Here is a 21,068-nt window from a genome sequence, read left to right on the forward strand (position 1 = left end):
GGCCAACGCGCTCACGCCTTCCCGAACTCGTCGGAGATGAGGTCGAAGATCTCGTCGGCCGTCGCGGTCTCCAGGTCGCGCTGAGCGGCGGGATCCCGGTCGGCGTCCCCTCCCGGCTCGCTCCATTTGGCCAGCAGCGTCTGAAGCCGTCCTTGGATGCTGCGGCGGGCGGCCTCGTCCACCTCCCCTGGTCCGCACGCCGCGTCCCATTTCTCCAGGTCGGACAGCATCCGCGCGGCGGAGGGCTCCGCCCCGCCGTCCAGCTGCGCGTGGAGGAAGGCGGCGACGTCCTCCGGAGAGGGATGATCGAAGATCAGCGTCGGCGGCAGCGGGAGGCCGGACGCGGCGATGAGCCGGTTGCGCAGCTCGATGGCCGTGAGGGAGTCGAAGCCCAGCTCCGTGAACGGGCGGCCGGGCGTGACCGCGTCGGGATCGGCGTGCCCGAGCACGCTCGCGGTCTGCGTCTGGACGTGGCGCAGCAGGGCGTGCCGCCGCTGCGCCGGGGGAGCGCCGTCCATGAGCTGCCGGAGTGGCGGCGCATCGTCCCCGTCCGCGTCGGCGGCCGCGTCGTCCGTCGTCTTCGTGAGCTCGGACAGCAGGGCGCTCGGACGCTGCGCGGTGAAGGCGGCGGAGAACCTCTCCCAGTCGACGTCGGCGATCGTGACGGTCGCCTCGTCGTGATCGAGCGCCTGCTGGAGGGCCTTGACGGCGAGTTCCGGCACCAGGGGGCTGATCCCGCGGCGGCGGTAGTAGTCCAGGGCGCCGTCGTCCGCGGCCATGCCGCCGTCCGTCCAGGGTCCCCAGGCGATGCTGGTGGCGGGCAGCCCTTGGGCGCGGCGGTGCTCGGCGAGGGCGTCCAGGTAGGCGTTGGCGGCGCCGTAGGAACCCTGCCGTCCACCGCCCCACGTCGCGGCGGCGGAGGAGAACAGGACGAACGTCTTCAGGTCGAGGTCACGGGTCAGCTCGTGCAGGTGACCTGCCGCGAACGCCTTCGGGCCGACGACGCCCTCCACGTGCGGGACGTCGAACGCCTCGATGGGCATGTTCTCGGACTTCCCCGCAGCATGGATCACGGTGGTGAGCGGACGTTCCTCGGGGATCTGGTCGATGAGGTCGCGGAGGGCGTCGCGGTCGGAGACGTCGCAGGTGGTGATGGTGACGGTGTCGCCGAGTTCTGTTTGTAGTTCGTTGGCTCCTGGGGCGTTGGGGCCTTGTCGGCTGGCCAGGATGATGTGGGGTGCGCCGTTGGCGGTGAGCCAGCGTGCGATGTGGGCGCCGAGGCCGCCGGTGCCGCCGGTGATCAAGGTGGTGCCCTCGGGTCGCCAGGTGGTGGCGGCCTGAGACTCGGGCGCCCGCTGGATACGCCGCCCGAAGACGCCGGTGTCGCGAATGGCGATCTGGTCCTCGCCCCGGCTCTCGGCGAGCACTGTGCCCAGGTGGCGGTGGACGCGGTCGTCCAGCTCGGCGGGAAGGTCGATCAGCCCGCCCCAGACGTGGGGATGCTCCAGGGCGGCGGCCCGTCCCAGCCCCCAGATCTGGGCCTGGACCGGGTTGGGCAGGGAACCGGCGGGCGACGCGGCGGCCGTGGCACCCTGCGTGACGCACCACAGCGGCGCCGTGACGTCCGCGTTGGACAGTGCCTGGACGAGTTCCGCGGTCGCCGCCAGTCCCGAGGTGACCGCGGGGTGCTGGGGATGCGGCGTCTCGTCCAGCCCCAGAAGGCTGATGATCCCGGTCAGGTGCGCGTTCTCGGGCAGCTCGGTTCCGACCAGCGGGGTGGCCCCGTGTTCCTCCAGCGCGTGGACCACGGCCTGGACGGCGCGGTGATCCTCATGCCGCCGTGCGCGCACCACGAGCCAGGTGCCGTCGAGCCTCGCCTCGTCCGGTTCAGGTAGGCGCGTCCACCCACTGCTGTAGCGCCATCCGCCGATGATGTCGGCCTCCGTCGCCTCCGCGGACGCCGTCCTCGGCCAGTAGCGCTCGCGTTGGAAGGGATAGCTAGGCAGTTCGATGGCTGCGAGGTGGGTGGACGCGGGAAGAAATGGTGCCCAGTTGATGGGGGTGCCGGTGGTGTGCAGGTTGGCCAGGGCGTGAAGGTAGGCGTCGGTGTCGGGACGCTTGCTGGTGAGGGTGGTGATGGTGTTGGGCTGATCCAGGGTGTGCTGGACGGCGGTGGACAGGACGGGGTCGGCTCCCAGTTCGAGGAAGGTGGGGTTGGGGTCGGTGTGGGTGAGGGCGTGGTGGAACTGGACCGGTTGGCGGACCTGCCGCACCCAGTAGTGGGGGGTGGCGATGTCGCTGGCGGCGGGCTGCCCGGTGAGGGTGCTGATCAGCGGAATGGCCGGAGGGTGGTAGGTCAGGTCGCCGATGGCGGTTTCGAAGTCGTTGAGGATGGGGTCCATGAGTGGGCTGTGGAAGGCGTGGCTGGTGGTGAGGGTTCGGGTTTTGCGTCCTTGGTTGGCCCAGTGGGTGGTGAGGGTGGTGATGTGGGGTGCGGGTCCGGAGAGGACGGTGGTGGTGGGGGTGTTGTGGGCGGCGATGCTGACCTGGTCGGGTAGTCCGGGGGGTTGGGTGAGTTCGTCGGGGGTGGCGTGGATGGTGGCCATCGCCCCGCCGTCGGGCAGGGCGCCCATCAGGGTGGCGCGGGCGGCGACCAGCCGGCACGCATCCGACAGATCCAGGACGCCGGCGATGTGCGCGGCGGTGATCTCCCCGATCGAGTGCCCGATCACCACGTCCGGGTGGAGATCATGGCTCTGCAGCAGCCGGGCCAGCGCGGTTTGCACGGCGAACAGTCCGGCTTGGGCGTAGGTGGTGTGATCCAGCAACCCGCCCGGCTCACCCTCGAACACCACCTGCTTGAGCGGGTGTTCGGGCAGGTGCGGGTCCAGCAGCGCACAGACCTGGTCGAAGGCGGCGGCGAACACCGGATACCGCTCATACAGCCCGGCGCCCATCCCGGGACGCTGGCTGCCCTGCCCGGGAAACAACCACACCAAGGGCCCGGTGCTCGCGGCCGGGGCGTCGGGTGCCTCGGTGAGTTCGGCCAGCCCGGTGCGGAGTTGTTGGTGGGTGCGACCGAACACGACGGCGCGATGCTCGAACGTCGCCCGGGTGTCGACCAGGGCTCGTGCGACAGCGGCGATGTCGGGGGCCTCCAGGTCGGCCAACGCGCGGGCCTGGTCGCGCAATGCTTGGGGGGTGCGGGCCGACAGCACCCACGGCACCGGACCGACCGGCTCAACCGGCGCGACCGGCTCGGGGGCGGGCGCCGACTCCAGCACCACATGGGCGTTGGTGCCGGAGATGCCGAAGGATGAGACGCCCGCGCGTCGGGGACGTTCTCCGTTCGTCCATTCTTGGGATTCGGTGAGGAGCCGTACCGTGCCTGGCGACCAGTCGACGTGGGGGCTGGGTTCGTCGACGTGGAGGGTGCTGGGCAGGCGGCCGTGGCGCATCGCCATGACCATCTTGATCACGCCCGCGATCCCGGCCGCGGCCTGCGTGTGACCGATGTTGGATTTGATCGAGCCGAGCCAGAGGGGTCGGTCATCGGGGCGGTCTTGACCGTACGTCGCCAGAAGGGCTTGGGCCTCGATCGGGTCGCCCAGGGTGGTGCCGGTGCCGTGCGCCTCGACCGCGTCCACGTCCGACGGTGACAGGCGCGCGTTCGCCAACGCCTGGCGGATCACGCGTTGCTGGGACGGGCCGTTGGGAGCCGTCAGCCCGTTGGAGGCACCGTCCTGGTTGACCGCCGAGCCCCGGATGACGGCCAGCACCCGGTGGCCGTTGCGTCGCGCGTCCGACAACCGTTCCAGCAGCACGAGACCGGCGCCCTCGCCCCAAGCCAGTCCGTCGGCGGCCGCCGAGAACGGCTTGCAGCGTCCGTCCGCCGCGAGGCCGCGCTGTCGCGAGAACTCGATGAACCCGCCCGGCGTGGCCATGATCGTTACGCCGCCCGCCAGGGCAAGGTCGCACTCGCCGTTTCGCAGGGCCTGGGTGGCGAAGTGTGTCGCCACCAGGGACGACGAGCACGCCGTGTCCACGCTCACCGCCGGGCCTTCCAACCCGAACGTGTACGCCACCCGCCCGGAGACGACACTGCCGATGTTGCCCGTGCCGAGGTGCCCCTCCACGTCGTCGTCCGCCTGGCCCACGAGCTGGAGGTAGTCCTGCGAGCTGACGCCCGCGTAGATGCCGGTGTTGGTGCCTTGGAGGGTGGTGTGGTTGATTCCGGCGTTTTCGATGGTTTCCCAGGCGGTTTCGAGGAGGAGGCGTTGTTGGGGGTCCATGGCGAGTGCTTCGCGGGGGCTGATGCCGAAGAAGGCGGCGTCGAAGTGTGCGGCGTCGTGGAGGAAGCCGCCGTGGCGGGTGTAGCTGGTGCCGCGGTGTTCGGGGTCGGGGTTGTAGTGGGTGTGGGTGTTCCAGCCGCGGTCGGTGGGCCATTCGCTGATGGCGTCGTGGCCGGAGGCGACCAGGTTCCAGAGGGCTTGGGGTGAGCGGGCGCCGCCGGGGAAGCGGCAGGCCATCCCGATGATCGCGATCGGCTCGTCGTTCGTGGCGGTCGCCGCAGCGTGTCCCGTCACGACGCTCCGCTCACCCGTCAACTCCTCGCGCAGGTGCGTCGCGAGCGCGTTCACCGTCGGGTAGTCGAAGACCAGGGAGGGCGGCAACTGGAGTCCGGTGGCCTCGGTCAGCCGGTTGCGCAGCTCGACGGCCGTCAACGAATCCAGGCCCAGCTCCTGAAGCGGCCGCCCTGCCGGAATGGCCTCGGAACCGGAATGCCCGAGGACGGTCGCCGCGCGCGTCCTGACGAGCTGGACGACGATCTGATGCTGCTGCTCCGGCGTCCCGTCGGCGAGAAGTCGCAGCAGGGCCTCGTCACCGCTGGAGGGCGCCTTCGCGTTCTCGCGTGCGCCTTCCGAGATCTCGGAGAGCAAGGGGCTGGGGCGTTGCGCGGTGAAGGCGGCCGGGAACTTCTCCCAGTCAAGGTTGGCGACCGTGACCGTTGCGTCGTTCTGGTCGAGGGCGTCCTGAAGCGCCCGGATCGCCAGGCCGGATTCCAGCGGGGACACGCCGCGCCGGGTCAGGTAGCCGAGCGTCTCCTCGTCGGCGGCCATGCCTTCGCCGCTCCAGGGTCCCCAGGCGATGCTGGTGGCGGGTAGTCCTTGGGCGCGGCGGTGTTCGGCGAGGGCGTCGAGGTAGGTGTTGGCGGCGGCGTATGACGCTTGGCGTCCGCTGCCCCAGGTGGCCGCGTTCGACGAGAACAGGACGAACGTCTTCAGGTCGAGGTCACGGGTCAGCTCGTGCAGATGACCGGCCGCGAACGCCTTCGGCCGGATGACGTCCTCAACGTGGGCCGGATCGAGTTCCTCGATGGGCGTGCTCTCAGGGCGTCCCGCGGCATGGAAGACAGCGGTCAGCGGATGCTCAGCGGGGACCTCGTCCAGCAGCCGCCGCAACGCGTCGCGGTCGGAGACGTCGCAGGTGGTGATGGTGACGGTGTCGCCGAGTTCTGTTTGTAGTTCGTTGGCGCCGGGGGCGTTGGGGCCTTGTCGGCTGGCCAGGATGATGTGGGGTGCGCCGTTGGCGGTGAGCCAGCGTGCGATGTGGGCGCCGAGGCCGCCGGTGCCGCCGGTGATCAAGGTGGTGCCCTCGGGCCGCCATGCGCTGGTGGTGGAGCGTTGTGGTGCGCGTGTCAGGCGGCGTGTGAGAACGCCCGAGGCGCGGATGGCGAGTTGGTCTTCGGGTTGGGGGTGTGCGAGGACTGCCGCCAGGCGATTGGGCGTGTGGCGGTCGAGGGTGGTGGGGAGGTCGATGAGGCCGCGCCATTGGTGGGGGTGTTCGAGCGCGGCGACGCGGCCGAGTCCCCAGAGGTGTGCTTGTGCTGGGTGGGGGAGGGTGTCGGTGGGTGTGGCGGTGACGGCGCCTGTGGTGAGGCACCAGAGCGGGGTGGTGTGGTGGTGGTTTTGGAGGAGTTCGATGGTGGTTGCTAGTCCGGTTGGGATGGCCGGGTGGTCGGGGTGTGGTGTTTCGTCCAGCGCGAGGAGGCTGATGATTCCGCTGAGCGGCGTATCGGACGGTGCCGGGGTGTCGGTGAGTAGGGCGGTGGCGCCGTGATCTTCCAGGGCTTGGATGGTGGTTTGGACGGCGGGATGGTCGCTGTGGTTCTTGGGTGCTAGGACGAGCCAGGTGCCGTCGAGGTGTGGCGGTGCGGCGTCGGGCAGCGGCGTCCAGTGAATGTGGTAGCGCCAGTTGTCGATGGTGGTTTGTTCGCGTTGCCGCTGCCGCCAGTTCGCCAGGATTGGCAGTGCCGGGCGAAGAATGTCGATGGTCTGGCTGTTGTCGGCTTGCAATGTGGCGGTGAGGGCCTCGACGTCCAGGCTCTCGATGGCATCCCACAGTTCGGTCTCGACCGATTCTTGCGCGGTTTTGGGTGCGGATTGCAGCCAGTAGCGCTCGCGTTGGAAGGGATAGCTAGGCAGTTCGATGGCTGCGAGGTGGGTGAACGCGGGAAGAAATGGTGCCCAGTTGATGGGGGTGCCGGTGCTGTGCAGGTGGCCCAGGGCGTGGAGGTAGGCGTCGGTGTCGGACCGTTTGCTGGTGAGGGTGGTGATGGTGGTGGGCTGATCCAGGGTGTGCTGGACAGCGGTGGTGAGGGTGGGGTCGGCTCCGAGTTCGAGGAAGGTGGGGTTGGGGTCGGTGTGGGTGAGGGCGTGGTGGAACTGGACGGGTTGGCGGACCTGCCGCACCCAGTAGTCGGGTGTGGCGATGTCGCTGGCGGCGGGCCGCCCGGTGAGCGTGCTGATCAGCGGAATGACCGGAGGGCGGTAGGTCAGGTCGCCGATGGCGGTTTCGAAGTCGTTGAGGATGGGGTCCATGAGTGGGCTGTGGAAGGCGTGGCTGGTGGTGAGGGTTCGGGTTTTGCGTCCTTGGTTGGCCCAGTGGGTGGTGAGGGTGGTGATGTGGGGTGCGGGTCCGGAGATGACGGTGGTGGTGGGGGTGTTGTGGGCGGCGATGCTGACCTGGTCGGGTAGTCCGGGGGGTTGGGTGAGTTCGTCGGGGGTGGCGTGGATGGTGGCCATCGCTCCACCGTCGGGCAGGGCGCCCATCAGGGTGGCGCGGGCGGCGACCAGCCGGCACGCATCGTCCAGGTCCAGGACGCCGGCGATGTGCGCGGCGGTGATCTCTCCGATCGAGTGCCCGATCACCACGTCGGGGTGGACACCGTGGTCGTTCAGGAGGCGGGCCAGGGCGGTTTGCAGGGCGAACAGCGCGGCTTGGGCGTAGGTGGTGTGATCCAGCAACCCGCCCGGCTCACCCTCGAACACCACCTGTTTGAGCGGATGGGGCAGGTGCGGGTCCAGCAGCGCACACACTTCGTCGAAGGCGGCGGCGAATACAGGGTAGCGGTCGTAGAGCCCGGCGCCCATCCCGGGACGCTGGCTGCCTTGGCCGGGGAACAGCCACACCAGAGGGCCGGTGCTCGCGGCCGGGGTGTCGGGTGCCTCGGTGAGTTCGGCCAGTCTGGTGCGGAGTTGTTGGTGGGTGCGGCCGAACACGACGGCGCGGTGCTCGAACGTCGCCCGGGTGTCGACCAGGGCCCGCGCCACGCCGGCGATGTCGGGGGCGTCCAGGTCGGCCAACGCGCGGGCCTGGTCGCGCAATGCTTGGGGGGTGCGGGCTGACAGCACCCACGGCACCGGACCGTCCAACTCGATCGGCTCGGGCGGCTCGATCGGCTCGGGGTCGGGCACCGACTCTACGATCACGTGGGCGTTGGTGCCGGAGATGCCGAACGAGGAGACTCCGGCGCGGCGGGGGTGGCCGTTTTCGGGCCAGTCGACAGGTTCGGTGAGGAGGCGGACGGCTCCGGAGGACCAGTCGACGTGGGGGCTGGGTTCGTCGACGTGGAGGGTGGTGGGCAGGCGGCCGTGGCGCATCGCCATGACCATCTTGATCACCCCCGCGATCCCGGCCGCGGCCTGCGTATGACCGATGTTGGATTTGATCGAGCCGAGCCAGAGGGGCCGGTCGCGGTTCTGGCCGTAGGTGGCGAGGAGAGCCTGCGCCTCGATGGGATCGCCCAGGGTGGTGCCGGTTCCGTGCGCCTCGACGGCGTCCACATCGGACGGTGACAGGCGCGCGTTCGCCAAAGCCTGCTGGATCACGCGTTGCTGGGACGGGCCGTTGGGCGCGGTCAGCCCGTTGCTCGTCCCGTCCTGGTTGACGGCCGAACCGCGCACGACGGCCAGTACTCTGTGGCCGTTGCGTCGCGCGTCCGACAGTCGTTCCAGAAGCACGAGACCGGCGCCCTCGCCCCAGCCCGTGCCGTCGGCGGCCGCCGCGAAGGGCTTGCAGCGTCCGTCCGCGGCGAGGCCGCGCTGTCGCGAGAACTCCACGAAGGTGGCCGGGGTCGACATCACGGCCACGCCTCCGGCCAGCGCCAGCGAGCACTCGCCGTTTCGCAGGGCCTGGGCGGCGAGGTGTATCGCGACCAGGGACGACGAGCACGCCGTGTCCACGGTGACGGCTGCGCCTTCGAGACCGAGCGCATACGCGACACGCCCGGACAGGACGCTCGTCGTGCCGCCCGCGAGGAGGTAGCCCTCGGACTCGTCGCTCCCGGATCCCAGCGCGGCGGCGCCGTATCCCTGGAAGGTGCCTCCCGCGTAGATGCCGGTGTTGGTGCCTTGGAGGGTGGTGTGGTTGATTCCGGCGTTTTCGATGGTTTCCCAGGCGGTTTCGAGGAGGAGGCGTTGTTGGGGGTCCATGGCGAGTGCTTCGCGGGGGCTGATGCCGAAGAAGGCGGCGTCGAAGTGTGCGGCGTCGTGGAGGAAGCCGCCGTGGCGGGTGTAGCTGGTGCCGCGGTGTTCGGGGTCGGGGTTGTAGTGGGTGTGGGGGTTCCAGCCGCGGTCGGTGGGCCATTCGCTGATGGCGTCGTGGCCGGAGGCGACCAGGTTCCAGAGGGCTTGGGGTGAGCGGGCGCCGCCGGGGAAGCGGCAGGCCATCCCGATGATCGCGATCGGCTCGTCGTCGACGGCCGCGACCGTGACATGTCCCGTCACCGCCTGCCGGCGTCCGCTCAACTCGGCCTGGAGATGGGCGGCGAGCGCCTTGGGCGTCGGGTGGTCGAACACGAGGGTCGGCGGAAGGCCGAGCCCCGTGGACGCGGCCAGCCGGTTGCGCAGCTCGACGGCCGTCAGCGAGTCGAAGCCGATCTCCTGGAACGGCCGAGCGGACGAGATCTCCTCGACCGAGTCGTGGCCGAGCACGGCGGCCGTCCGGGCCTGAACGTGCTCAAGGAGGGTGGCGATCTGCTGGTCGGAGGTCTGAGATGCGAGCCGGTTCCGCAGCGCGTTGTCGCCGCCGTCCGCCGCGTCCGTGTCAGTGCCCGGCGTTTCGGGGGGCGCGACGAGTTCGTCCAGCAAGGGGCTGGGGCGTTGCGCGGTGAAGGCGGTCGGGAACTTCTCCCAGTCGAGGTTGGCGATCGTGACCGTGGCGTCGTTGTGGCTCAGCGCCTGCTCAAGCGCCCGAATCGCGAGATCGGGATCCAGCGGCAGAAGACCGCGGCGGGCGAGGTAGTCGAGCGTCTCCTCGTCGGCGGCCATGCCTTCGCCGCTCCAGGGGCCCCAGGCGATGCTGGTGGCAGGTAGTCCTTGGGCGCGGCGGTGTTCGGCGAGGGCGTCGAGGTAGGCGTTGGCGGCGGCGTATGACGCTTGTCGTCCGCTGCCCCAGGTTGCCGCGTTCGACGAGAACAGGACGAACGTCTTCAGCTGGTCGAGGTCACGGGTCAGCTCGTGCAGATGACCGGCGGCGAGTGCCTTGGGGCGCAGGACTCTTTCGATGAGCGTGTTGTCCAACTCATCGATGGGGTCGTTCTCGACGACCCCGGCGGCATGGATGACCGTGGTGAGTGGCCGTTCCTCGGGGATCTGGTCGATGAGGTCGCGGAGGGCGTCGCGGTCGGAGACGTCGCAGGTGGTGATGGTGACGGTGTCGCCGAGTTCTGTTTGTAGTTCGTTGGCTCCTGGGGCGTTGGGGCCTTGTCGGCTGGCCAGGATGATGTGGGGTGCGTTGTTGGCGGTGAGCCAGCGTGCGATGTGGGCGCCGAGGCCGCCGGTGCCGCCGGTGATCAAGGTGGTGCCTTCGGGCCGCCAGGTGGTGGGGGCGAGACGTTGTGGTGCGCGTGCGAGGCGGCGTGTGAGCGTGCCGGTTGCGCGGATGGCGAGTTGGTCTTCGGGGTGGTGTTGGTCGGTGAGAAGTGCCGCCAGGCGATTGGGCGTGTGGTGGTCGAGGGTGGTGGGGAGGTCGATGAGGCCGCGCCATTGGTGGGGGTGTTCGAGTGCGGCGACGCGGCCGAGTCCCCAGAGGTGTGCTTGTGCTGGGTGGGGGAGGGTGTCGGTGGGTGCGGCGTTGACGGCGCCTGTGGTGAGGCACCAGAGCGGGGTGGTGTGGTGGTGGTTTTGGAGTAGTTCGATGGTGGCTGCCAGTCCGGTTGGGATGGCCGGGTGGTCGGGGTGTGGTGTCTCGTCCAGCGCGAGGAGGCTGATGATTCCGCTGAGCGGCGTATCGGACGGTGCCGGGGTGTCGGCGAGTAGGGCGGTGGCGCCGTGATCTTCCAGGGCTTGGATGGTGGTTTGGACGGCAGGATGGTCGCTGTGGCCTTTGGGTGCTAGGACGAGCCAGGTGCCGTCGAGGTGTGGCGGTGTGGGGTCGGGCAGTGGCGTCCAGTGAATGTGGTAGCGCCAGTTGTCGATGGTGGTTTGTTCGCGTTGCCGCTGCCGCCAGTTGGCCAGGATTGGCAGTGCCGGGCGAAGGGTGTCGATGGTCTGGCTGTCGTCGGTTCGCAGTGTGGCGGTGAGGGCCTCGACGTCCAGGCTCTCGATGGCATCCCACAATTCGGTCTCGGCCGAACCTTGTGCGACTTTGGGTGCGAGTTCCAGCCAGTAGCGCTGGTGTTGGAAGGGGTAGGTGGGCAGGTCGGTGGTGGTGTGGGTGGTTGTGGGGAGGTGGTGGGTCCAGTTGATGGGGGTGCCGGTGGTGTGCAGGTGGGCCAGGGCGTGGAGGTAGGCGTCGGTGTCGGGACGCTTGGCGGTGAGGGTGGTGATGGTGGTGGGCTGGTCCAGGGTGTGCTGGACGGCGGTGGTGAGGGTGGGGTCGGCTCCGAGTTCGAGGAAGGTGGGGTTGGGGTCGGTGTGGGTGAGGGCGTGGTGGAACTGGACGGGTTGGCGGACCTGCCGCACCCAGTAGTGGGGGGTGGCGATGTCGCTGGTGGCGGGCTGCCCGGTGAGGGTGCTGATCAGCGGAATGGCCGGGGGGTGGTAGGTCAGGTCGCGGATGGCGGTTTCGAAGTCGTCGAGGATGGGGTCCATGAGTGGGCTGTGGAAGGCGTGGCTGGTGGTGAGGGTTCGGGTTTTGCGTCCTTGGTTGGCCCAGTGGGTGGTGAGGGTGGTGATGTGGGGTGCGGGTCCGGAGATGACGGTGGTGGTGGGGGTGTTGTGCGCGGCGATGCTGACCTGGTCGGGCAGTCCGGGGGGCTGAGTGAGCTCGTCGGGGGTGGCGTGGATGGTGGCCATCGCCCCGCCGGGGGGGAGGGCGCCCATCAGGGTGGCGCGGGCGGCGACCAGCCGGCACGCATCTGACAGGTCCAGGACGCCGGCGATGTGCGCGGCGGTGATCTCTCCGATCGAGTGCCCGATCACCACGTCGGGGTGGAGGCCGTGGTCGTTCAGGAGGCGGGCGAGGGCGGTTTGCAGGGCGAACAGGGCGGCTTGGGCGTAGGTGGTGTGATCCAGCAACCCGCCCGGCTCACCCTCGAACACCACCTGCTTGAGCGGGTGTTCGGGCAGGTGCGGGTCCAGCAGGGCGCAGACCTGGTCGAAGGTGGCGGCGAACACCGGGTAGCGGTCATACAGCCCGGCGCCCATCCCGGGACGCTGGCTGCCTTGGCCGGGGAACAACCACACCAAGGGGCCCGCGTCGGCGGTTCCGGGCACGGCTGGTAGATCGTCCTGCTGGGCCACTTCCAGTAGGCCCGTCCGAAGTTCCTGGGGGCTGCGGCCCAGGACGACGGTGCGGTGCTCGAAGGTCGCGCGAGTTTCCACCAAGGCCCGTGCGACACCGGCGATGTCGGGGGCGTCCAGGTCGGCCAGCGCGCGGGCCTGGTCGCGTAGGGCTTGGGGGGTGCGGGCTGATAGCACCCATGGCACCGGACCGTCCACCCGCGCAGGCTCCGCCGCGTCGGGTGCGGGCACCGACTCTACGATCACGTGGGCGTTGGTGCCGGAGATGCCGAAGGACGACACGCCCGCGCGCCTTGGACGCTCGCGCTCCGGCCACGCTTCGGGTTCCGTGAGGAGGCGGACGGCGCCGGAGGACCAGTCGACGTGAGGTGTCGGTTCGCTGACATGCAGGGTCGCGGGAAGCGTCTCGTGCCGGAGCGCCTCCACCACCTTGATCACGCTGGCGGCGCCCGCCGCCATCTGGGTGTGACCGATGTTGGATTTGATCGACCCCAGCCAGAGCGGCCGGTCATCGGGGCGATCTTGACCGTACGTCGCCAGAAGGGCCTGGGCCTCGATCGGGTCGCCCAGCGTGGTGCCGGTGCCGTGCGCCTCGACCGCGTCCACGTCCGACGGCGCGAGACGCGCGTCCGCCAGAGCCTGCTGGATCACACGCTGCTGCGCAGGGCCGTTCGGCGCGGTCAGCCCGTTGCTCGTCCCGTCCTGGTTGACCGCGGAGCCGCGCACCACCGCCAGCACCCGGTGGCCGTTGCGCCGCGCGTCCGACAACCGCTCCAGGAGCAGCACACCGACGCCTTCGGACAGGGTCATGCCGTCGCTGTCCGCCGAGAACGCCCTGGACCGTCCGTCCGGCGCGAGAGCGCCCAGGTCGCTGAAACCGATGAACGGGGCGGACGACGACATCACGGCGACGCCCCCGGCCAGCGCCGCCGTGCACTCGCCGCGGCGGAGCGCCTGGCAGGCCAGATGCAGTGCCACCAGCGACGACGAGCACGCCGTGTCCACCGTCACCGCGGCGCCCTCCAGGCCGAGCGCGTACGCGACACGTCCGGACACGACGCTCGCCGTGTTGCCGATGGTGAAGTACCCGGCGGAGCCGTCCGGGACCTGCGCGACGTCCTCGACGTAGTCCAGGTGGTCGCAGCCGATGAACGTGCTGGTGAGGGTGCCGCGCAGCGATGTCGGGTCCAGGCGGGCGTGCTCGATGGCCTCCCACGAGACCTCCAGCGCCAGCCGCTGCTGGGGGGCCATGCCGAGCGCCTCGCGCGGGCTGATGCCGAAGAACGCGGCGTCGAAGTCGGCGGCGTCGTAGAGGAACCCGCCCTCGGGCGCCCGGACGGTTCCGGGGTCCCGCGGGTCGGGGACGTGGAGCGCGTCCAGGTCCCAGCCCCGGTCGGCGGGCAGCGCGCCGACCGCGTCACGTCCCGAGGCGACCAGCTCCCACAGGTCGGCGGGCGACCGTACCCCGCCGGGGAGGCGGCAGGCCATCCCGATGATGGCCACCGGCTCGTGGTCCGCCGACTCGACGTCCTTCAGGCGGCGTTGCGTCCGGCGCAGGTCCGCCGTCACCCGCTTGAGGTAGTCGAGCAGCTTCTCCTCGTTGTCAGACATGGTCGGAACGCACATCCCTCCACGAGAGCAGGCGTAGTGGCCCCCCGCCGGTTCGCAGAGTCGCCGACCGGCCTAAAGCCCCCCTAACCCATCGGCGTCCGCCCTCCCGTTAGGCGGCCTTTAGGCGCCGTGCGGATGCTGGCCGCTCAGCCGAGCCACGCGCGGTCGGAAGGGACGGACGGACAATGGGCGACTACCCCCCGGGTCGGGTGCCGGAGACGGACGAGATCGCGGCGTGGATCCGCGAGGTCGTGGAGCAGGGCGTCCGCAGGCCGGGTCATGCCGCCGACCAGTGGACCGAGCGGTGGGCGCTGCGGCGGTTCGAGGAGTTCGGGCTGGCGGACGCGCGGCTGGAGCCGCTGGACACGCCGTGCTGGCGGCCGCGGTCGGCGACCCTTGAGGTGTGGCCCGCGGGCCGTCCGGGCGACGCCCGGGTCTTCACCGGTTCGGCGATCCCCTACACGCGTCCCACCGGCCCCGCCGACGGGGTGACCGCGCGGCTGGCGCGGCTCGGCGACGAGGGCGCCGCGGGCGCGATCGCCGTCCAGGAACTGGCCTTCACCAGGGTCCCGCAGGGGACGGTGATGCGGGCCAAGGCCAGCGGCTCCTACGACCCCGAGAACGTGTTCGACGAGCTCGTCCAGACGGTGCCGTTCGACCTTCCGCACGCCATGGACGTCAACGCCGCCGTGAAGGCCGAGGCGGCCGCCTATGTCGGTCTGCTCACCGGCGTCCCATGGGAGACCCACGACTACTACTGGCCGATCGACGCCGTCCGGCGGCCCATCCCCACGATCTACCTGAGCGCCGGGGACGGTAAGCAGGTCCTCGCCCTGATGGCCGCGGGGGAGTGCGAGGCGAGGATCGTCTCCGATGCGGAGATCACCGAGGAGACCACCCACAACGTGATCGGGACGCTGCCGGGCGCCTCCGACCACTGGGTGATCGTCGGCTCCCACCACGACGGGCCCTACGCGTCCGCGGTGGAGGACGCGTCCGGTGTCTCCCTCGTCCTCGCGCAGGCGAAGTACTGGGCGTCGGTTCCGCGCGAGCAGCGGCCGCACAACCTGCTGTTCCTGCTGTCCTCGGGGCATATGGCCGGGGTCGCGGGCGGCCGCGCGTTCCTCGAATCGCGCCGGGACCTGCTTCCCGACGTCGTCCTGGAAGTGCACCTGGAGCACGCGGCGCGCCACTGCGAGGTGGTGGACGGCGAGATCGTGCCGACCGACGACCCGGAGGTGCGGTGGTGGTTCACCACCGAGACGCCCCGGCTGGAGAAGCTGGTGGCGGAGTCGATCGCCGCCGAGGACCTGAAGCGCTCCTGGATCCTGCCGCCCAACGCGTTCGAGCGGATGCCGCTGACGGACGGCGCCTACTTCTACCCGGCGGGTGTGCCGCTGGTACAGCACATCTCGGTGCCGATGTACCTCCTCGACCCGTCCGACACCATCGAGAAGATCCATGAGCCGAGCCTCGTACCGCTGACGAGGGCCGCGGCCAGGATCATCGCCGGCACCACCGGCCTCACCCCGGGCGACCTCAGAACCGAAACCTGAGCCCTCCGCGCACGGACTCGGGCCTGGTGGACACCAAAGCCCGTCGACCCGACCCCAGAGCGCGGGCCTGTGGTCCGGGCTACTGGGGCAGGCCGGCGAGGTAGGTGGCGAGGGGGTTCCTCAAGGCGGTGATGTCACGGGCCGGGTCGCCTTGGACGATCAGCAGGTCGGCGTCGTGTCCGGTCTGAAGGCGTCCCTTGCGGCCGGCCAGGCCGCACGCCTCGGCGGCGGACGACGTGGCGGCTCGCAAGGCGGCCGTCGACGGTAGCCCGGCGAGCACGTACTCCTCCAGGGTGAAGGGCAGCAACCCGTGCGGCTTGGCCGGGCCGATGCCCCCGTCCGAGCCCGCCACCAGCCGGGCTCCGCCCTGGTGGAGGCGCGCGGCGGCCTCACGGAGAGCGGCCATGGTGATACCGGCGCGCGCGGCGACGGCGATGATCTCCGGCGGGACCACGATGCCGGGATCCGCCCCGATCGTGACGCAGAGAGCGGTCTCCGAATCGGCCAGGGCGGTGAGGAGTGCGTCGTCGATGCGCACACCGTCGGGAGTCAGGCAGGTGCAGTGCTCGACGCCGTCGACGCCTGCGGCCAAGGCCTGCCGGACCGCGTCGAGGGCGTGCGCGTGCGCGGTGATCGCCAGTCCGGCGCGGTGGGCCTCGTCGACCGCGGCGCGCATCTCCTCGTCGGTGAACTGGGGGCTCATGGTGTCGGTGCCCGGCGTCAGCACACCGCCGCTCGCCATGATCTTGACGACGTCCGCGCCGCGTTCCGCCCGCCCCCGGACCGCCGCCCGTATCTCCGCCGCGCCGCGCGCCTCCCCGCCCAGCGACGCGCAGTGTCCGCCGGCGCTGGTGATCGGCGTCCCGGAGGCCACGACCGTGGGCAGCCGGGGCCGGTCCCGCGACCTCCACTCCAGTACCGCGTCCTGGTAGTCGCCCAGGTCTCGGACGGTGGTCACGCCCGCGGCCAGATGCAGGCGCAGCGACGCTTCTATCGTGTCGTGCAGCGCTTCCTGGGTGAACTCCGCGACGCGGTCGAGTGCGCCAGGGCCGCCGTCGGCACACAGGTGCACGTGCGCATCGATCAGACCCGGCAGCGCCGTCCCGTTGTAGCGCCGCGTCGGCCAACCGTCGGGCGCGTCCGTGCCTTGCTCGACGCCGGCGATCCGTCCGTTCTCCACTAACACCAGGGCGGGTGCGTCAAGCGACCGTTCGCCGTCGAACACGCCATTCACGCCGATCGCAATTCTGTTCACCCAGTGAAGGTACTCGGTTGGCGAGGACGGTCACCGGGCGCAGACGTCCTGGTAGTCCAGTGCCGGCAGATAGCGGGTCCACTGCTCGCGGTTCAGGCCGCCGCCGGTCACCAGGCAGGTCGTCTCGCCGAGGCGGCGGCGCAGTTCGTACGTCGGCCGCAGGTTCCAGAGGACGACGTCGCCCTCGGAGCCCGCGGTGGCAAGGATCCTGCCGTCGGCGGAGAACGCCACGTGCAGGACGGCGTCCACGTTGTCGTCCAGCGCCGTGCCCAGGCGCCTCGGGAGGATCCGGTTGCCGAGGTCCCACAGGTAGGCGTCGCCTTCGATCCCTCCGGTCACCATCAGGTCCGTCGTGGGGGCGAACGCCATGTGCATCGCGGAGTTGAGGCTGTGCGGGACGAGGGGATCGCCGAGGCGCCTGGCCTTTCCAGGGTCCTTGACGTCCCAGAGAATGGCGGCCCCGTCGCCGGACCCGGTGATGAGCAGGTTGCCGGACGGGGACATGGCGGCGCTCCTCACCGCGTCCTCGTGGCCGGTCAGCCCCTGTCCGAGCTGGCGGGGGCTCCCGGGGTCGGTGATGTCCCACAGGCGCGCGCCCTTCGCGTCCTCCGGGCCGCGTATCGGGGCCCTGAGCCCCCTGACCAGGGCCAGGACGCGGCCGTCGCGCACGCGCCACATCCCGAGAACGCCCTGCCCGTCCAGCACCTGCGCGACGCGGCGGGGCCGTGCCGGGTCCCGGACGTCCCAGAACTGGGTCGCGCTGTCACCGCCCACGATGAGAGTGCCGCCGCCGGCGGCGAACACGAGCTCCCGGACGACTCCGATGCCGGTGGTGAGCGGGGGCCCGGACCGGCGGGGCCGGTGGCGGTCGGCCAGATCCCAGAGGCTGACGGACCCCTTGGCGTCGCCGGTGGCCAGGACCTCGCCCTCCGGTGCGAACTCGACGGCGTTGACACCGTTGGCGCCTTGTCCGGTGAGGGTGCCGTGTCCGGTGAGGGTGCCGAGCCGGCGCGGCCGCGCGGGATCGGCGGTCTCCCACAGCGCGACCGTCCCGTCCTCGCCGCCCGTGGCGAGCATCCCGGCGTCCCGCGACATGGCCAGGGCGTAGACATCGTTCTGCAACTTCTTCGTATGACCGACGAACGGCGGGCCGAAGGCACCGGGGCGCCCCGCCCGTCTCAGGTTCCAGAGGGTGACCCGGCCCCGTTCGCTTCCGCTGGCCACCATCCGGCCGTCCGGCGAGAACGCGAGGGTGCGGTCGTTCTCTCCCGCGACGAGCCGCTCGATCTGCTCCGGGGAGTCCAGGTCGCCGGCGTCCCACAGCAGCAGCCCGGTGCCGCGGCCGCCGGTGGTGGCCAGCGTGGTGCCCTGGGGCGCGAACACCGCTTCCGAGAACCAGTCGACGCGGATGAGATCGCGGGCGGGGCGCGGCCTGGCCGGGTCGCTCACCTGCCACAGCGCGGTCCCGCGCGACGATCCGCCGACGGCCAGGACCTTGCGGTCGCCGGAGAACGAGAGGCTGTCGACGACGTCGGCGGGGTCGGGCTTGATGCGGCCCAGCAGCCGCGGCCTCTCCCGCCGGCGGACGTCCCACAGTTTCACCTGATCGGTGTGCGCCTCGCCGGACGTAGCCATCATGGTGCCGTCCGCGGTGAACGTCACGGCTCCGACTCCGGTGGGGTGGGCGTCGAGCGCGGGCCCGAACCGCCGGATGCGCGCGGGATCGGCCAGGTCCCAGAGCTGAAGCTGGGACTTCTTCTTGCCGGAGGTCGCGAGGACGGTGCCGTCCGAAGACAGCCACGCGTGCCGTCCTTCCGCGTCCTTCTCGCCGTTCAGCCGATCGCCCATCTGGCGGGGGTGCTCCGGGTCGGTCAGATCCCAGATGGCGACGGCGCCGTTGGAGCTCGCGGTGACGAGACGGGTGTCGCCCGACGCGAACGCCACCCGGACCGGCGACTCGGATCCCGGGAGGGGCCGGCCGAGTGGACGGGGCCGCAGCGGGTCGTGCAGATCCCACAGCATGGCCGCGCCGGAGGTGAATCCCGCCGCGAGGTACCGGCCGCTCGGCGCGTAGGCGACCGAGACGACCGGGCTGTCCACGCCGGTCAGCTGCCCGGCGTAGGGGGTGGTGGTGATCGCCTGCTGGAGCGCTGCGTAGGTCTCGGCGTCCGGATGGACCCGGTGGGCGGCGACGTTGAGCCGCAGCGCCGTGACGGGATCGGACTCCAGCGCCGCGTCGGCCTTGGCCAGCAGCTGCCGGGCGGTGGCGACCCGCTGTTGCTCGTCCGCCGTCCGCCGCTGCTGGACGGCGACGACCCCGGCGCCGCTCGCCACCAGGCCCAGCGCGGTGAGGACGGCGATGATGCCGGTCCGCAGCCGCGCGCCGCGCCGCCGCAGCCGGACGGACGCCTTCAGGAACGAGCGCGCCGCCGGACTCAGATCATGGTGCGCCGCGGTCGCGGCCCAGGCGCGCGCCCTCTCCAGGCGGCTGCCCCGGTACAGCAGGGACGTGTCGCGCTCGCGCCGGTCCCAGTCGGCCGCGGTCTCCTCCAGGTCCTGGTGGGTGAGCCGTCCGGCGCGATCGTCGTCGATCCAGCGGCGCAGCCGGGGCCAGCCGCGCAGCAGGGCGTCATGGGTGATCTCGACGGTGTCGCGGTCCTGGGTGAGGAGGCGGGCGCGGGTGAACGCGTCCACCACCGACGCGGCCGTGGCTGGAGCGGCGGCGTCCACCAGCGCGGCCCGGGACAGATGCCGCCGGGTGTCGTCGGACCCGTCCCCGATCTTGACCAGGCGCAGGAAGACCGTGCGGGCCATGTCCTGCCCGGCCGTGTCCAGGCCGTCCATGACGTGTTCGGCGGTCTGGGCGATGGCGCGCTGGATGCCGCCGGTCGTCTGGTAGCCGGCGACGGTGAGGGTCGCGCCGTTCCGCTGCTGCCAGCAGGCGCGTAAGGCATGGGCCAGCAGCGGCAGGCGTCCCGCCTCGTAGCCCGGCCCGTCCGCGCCGTCGGCGTCCGTGGCCGCTCCCAGGTCCCGGAGGAGCACCTCAACCAGGCCCGGTTCCAGTTCCAGCCCCACGTCCTGAGCCGGGTGGACGATCGCCTCACGCAGCTCGTCCCGTTCCATCGCGCCGACGAGCAGCTGGTCGTCCTGCAGCGCCCGCCGCAGCGCGGGGTGGTCGACGCAGGCGGGGTAGGCGTCCGCCCGCAGCCCGGCCACCACCAGGGCCGGCGGCCCGGTGCCCGCGGGGACGGCGTCCGCGGGGACGGCGGCGAGGCAGGTCAGCACGTCCACGAAGGTGCGCCGCTCGGCCTCGTCGGTGCAGAGGGTGAACAGCTCCTCGAACTGGTCGACGACCACGACCACGCGGGCGCCGGGGTCCTCGCCCGCGGTCGCGTCCAGCGCCGCGCGCAGCAGCGTCGCGCCCGCCTGCGGGTCCGCCGCCAGCGTCGCGGCCACCTCGTCCGGGTCGGCGCCGGTCAGCGCGGCGAGCCGGCCGGCCAGGGCGCGCAGCGGGGCCGCGGTGGGGGTGAGGGCCAGCCGCGGCCAGCGGCGCGAGCCGGGCAGGGCGGACTCGCTCAGGCGCGGCAGCAGACCCGCGTGCAGCAGCGAGGACTTCCCCGCCCCGGACGGCGCCACCACCATCTGGACGCCGCCCGCCGAGAGCCGGCGGTCCAGCCGCGCGATCAGGTCGGCGATCAGGCGGTCACGTCCGAAGAACCAGCGGGCCTGGTCGGGGCCGAACCCGGCCAGTCCCGGATAGGGGCATTCGTCCACCACCTCGCCGGGCGTGGTGCGCCTGCGTGCGCCGTCGCCGTAGTGGAAGTGCTGGTCCCGTCCGGCCTGGTAGACGGCGGCCTGGTCGGAGGCGTGGGCCTGGAGATGGACGCTCCGGGGCGCGGGCTCGTCCGCGCCGGCCACGTCGTCGGCTTCCTCTGGCGGGCTCATCTGTCATCCCTGCGGCCGTGCGGCGCTTCCGGGCGGTTACCCGGTGATGTGCTGGTCCCGTCCGGCTTGGTACACGCGGGCGTCACCGCTCGCGGTCGCGTGCATCGTGATGTGCTGCACGCGAGCCTGCTCTTCCTCGGTCAGGAGCGGTTTCCACACCTGGTCGAGCACCTCCTGGATCTCGGCGCCTGCGGCCGGGTCGGCGGCCACCAGCCGGGCCAGCCTGCGTCGCCACTCGTCCGCCAGGTGCTCCTCGGCCTGCCGGTCGCCGGCCTGGCGCGCGGCGAGCACCTCGCCGCGCACCTCCTCCAGCTCCGCCTCGATCACCGCGGCCCGCTCCGGCTGGACCCGCCGCCACAGGGCCGCGGCCCCGGCCCGTGCCTGCTGCCAGCCGTCGGTGGCGATCGCCGTCACCAACGCCGTCCCTGCCGCCATCACCAACGGATCCATGCCGGTATCCCCACAGTCGAGGGCCGTGCGGCCCCATCGCGTCTGCCCCATCTTGACCCGTCGCGGGGCGGCCTTCACTCCCTGACCAACACTGGACACGCCCAGTCAAACCCGGAGACTCCAGGGCGAGGTCGTCGACCGTCCGTCCGGGCGCACTCCTCGGCTCCTGAACCGATTCTCCGCGCGGTACGTGGGTGGTGTGACGGCGCGACCGGCGCCGGTTTG

5 protein-coding genes are annotated in these 21,068 nt (G+C 71.3%); 1 reads left to right on the top strand and 4 read right to left on the bottom strand.

What is annotated here, in order from left to right; genetic code table 11:
* Nucleotides 1–11: 11 nt before the first annotated feature.
* Nucleotides 12–13,637 carry a type I polyketide synthase gene (locus ACH34T_RS22915; protein WP_395994253.1) on the bottom strand — a complete coding sequence of 4,542 codons (13,626 nt, stop codon included), beginning with the start codon at nt 13,635–13,637 and terminating at the stop codon, nt 12–14.
* 185 nt (nt 13,638–13,822) lie between these two features.
* Here ACH34T_RS22915 and ACH34T_RS22920 point away from each other — a divergent pair, with 185 nt between their 5' ends.
* Nucleotides 13,823–15,193 carry a M28 family peptidase gene (locus ACH34T_RS22920; RefSeq protein WP_395994254.1) on the top strand — a complete coding sequence of 457 codons (1,371 nt, stop codon included), beginning with the start codon at nt 13,823–13,825 and terminating at the stop codon, nt 15,191–15,193.
* Nucleotides 15,194–15,272: 79 nt separating this feature from the next.
* Here ACH34T_RS22920 and ACH34T_RS22925 read toward each other — a convergent pair whose 3' ends face one another.
* The 3 genes from ACH34T_RS22925 to ACH34T_RS22935 are packed head-to-tail and all read right to left on the bottom strand — an operon-like array spanning nt 15,273 to nt 20,843.
* Nucleotides 15,273–16,448 (bottom strand): amidohydrolase family protein, encoded by a 1,176-nt coding sequence (locus ACH34T_RS22925; RefSeq protein ID WP_395994255.1) that lies wholly within the window; start codon nt 16,446–16,448, stop codon nt 15,273–15,275.
* Nucleotides 16,449–16,478: 30 nt separating this feature from the next.
* On the bottom strand, nt 16,479–20,393 hold the full coding sequence (locus ACH34T_RS22930) for a hypothetical protein (RefSeq protein WP_395994256.1): 3,915 nt from the start codon (nt 20,391–20,393) through the stop codon (nt 16,479–16,481).
* A gap of 36 nt (nt 20,394–20,429) precedes the next feature.
* A complete protein-coding gene (locus ACH34T_RS22935; protein ID WP_395994257.1) occupies nt 20,430–20,843 on the bottom strand; it encodes a hypothetical protein in 414 nt (137 codons plus the stop codon).
* Between the last annotated feature and the right edge of the window lie 225 nt (nt 20,844–21,068).

Origin of the sequence: Actinomadura sp. 9N215 (assembly GCF_044326345.1) — a bacterium.
Taxonomy (GTDB): domain Bacteria; phylum Actinomycetota; class Actinomycetes; order Streptosporangiales; family Streptosporangiaceae; genus Spirillospora.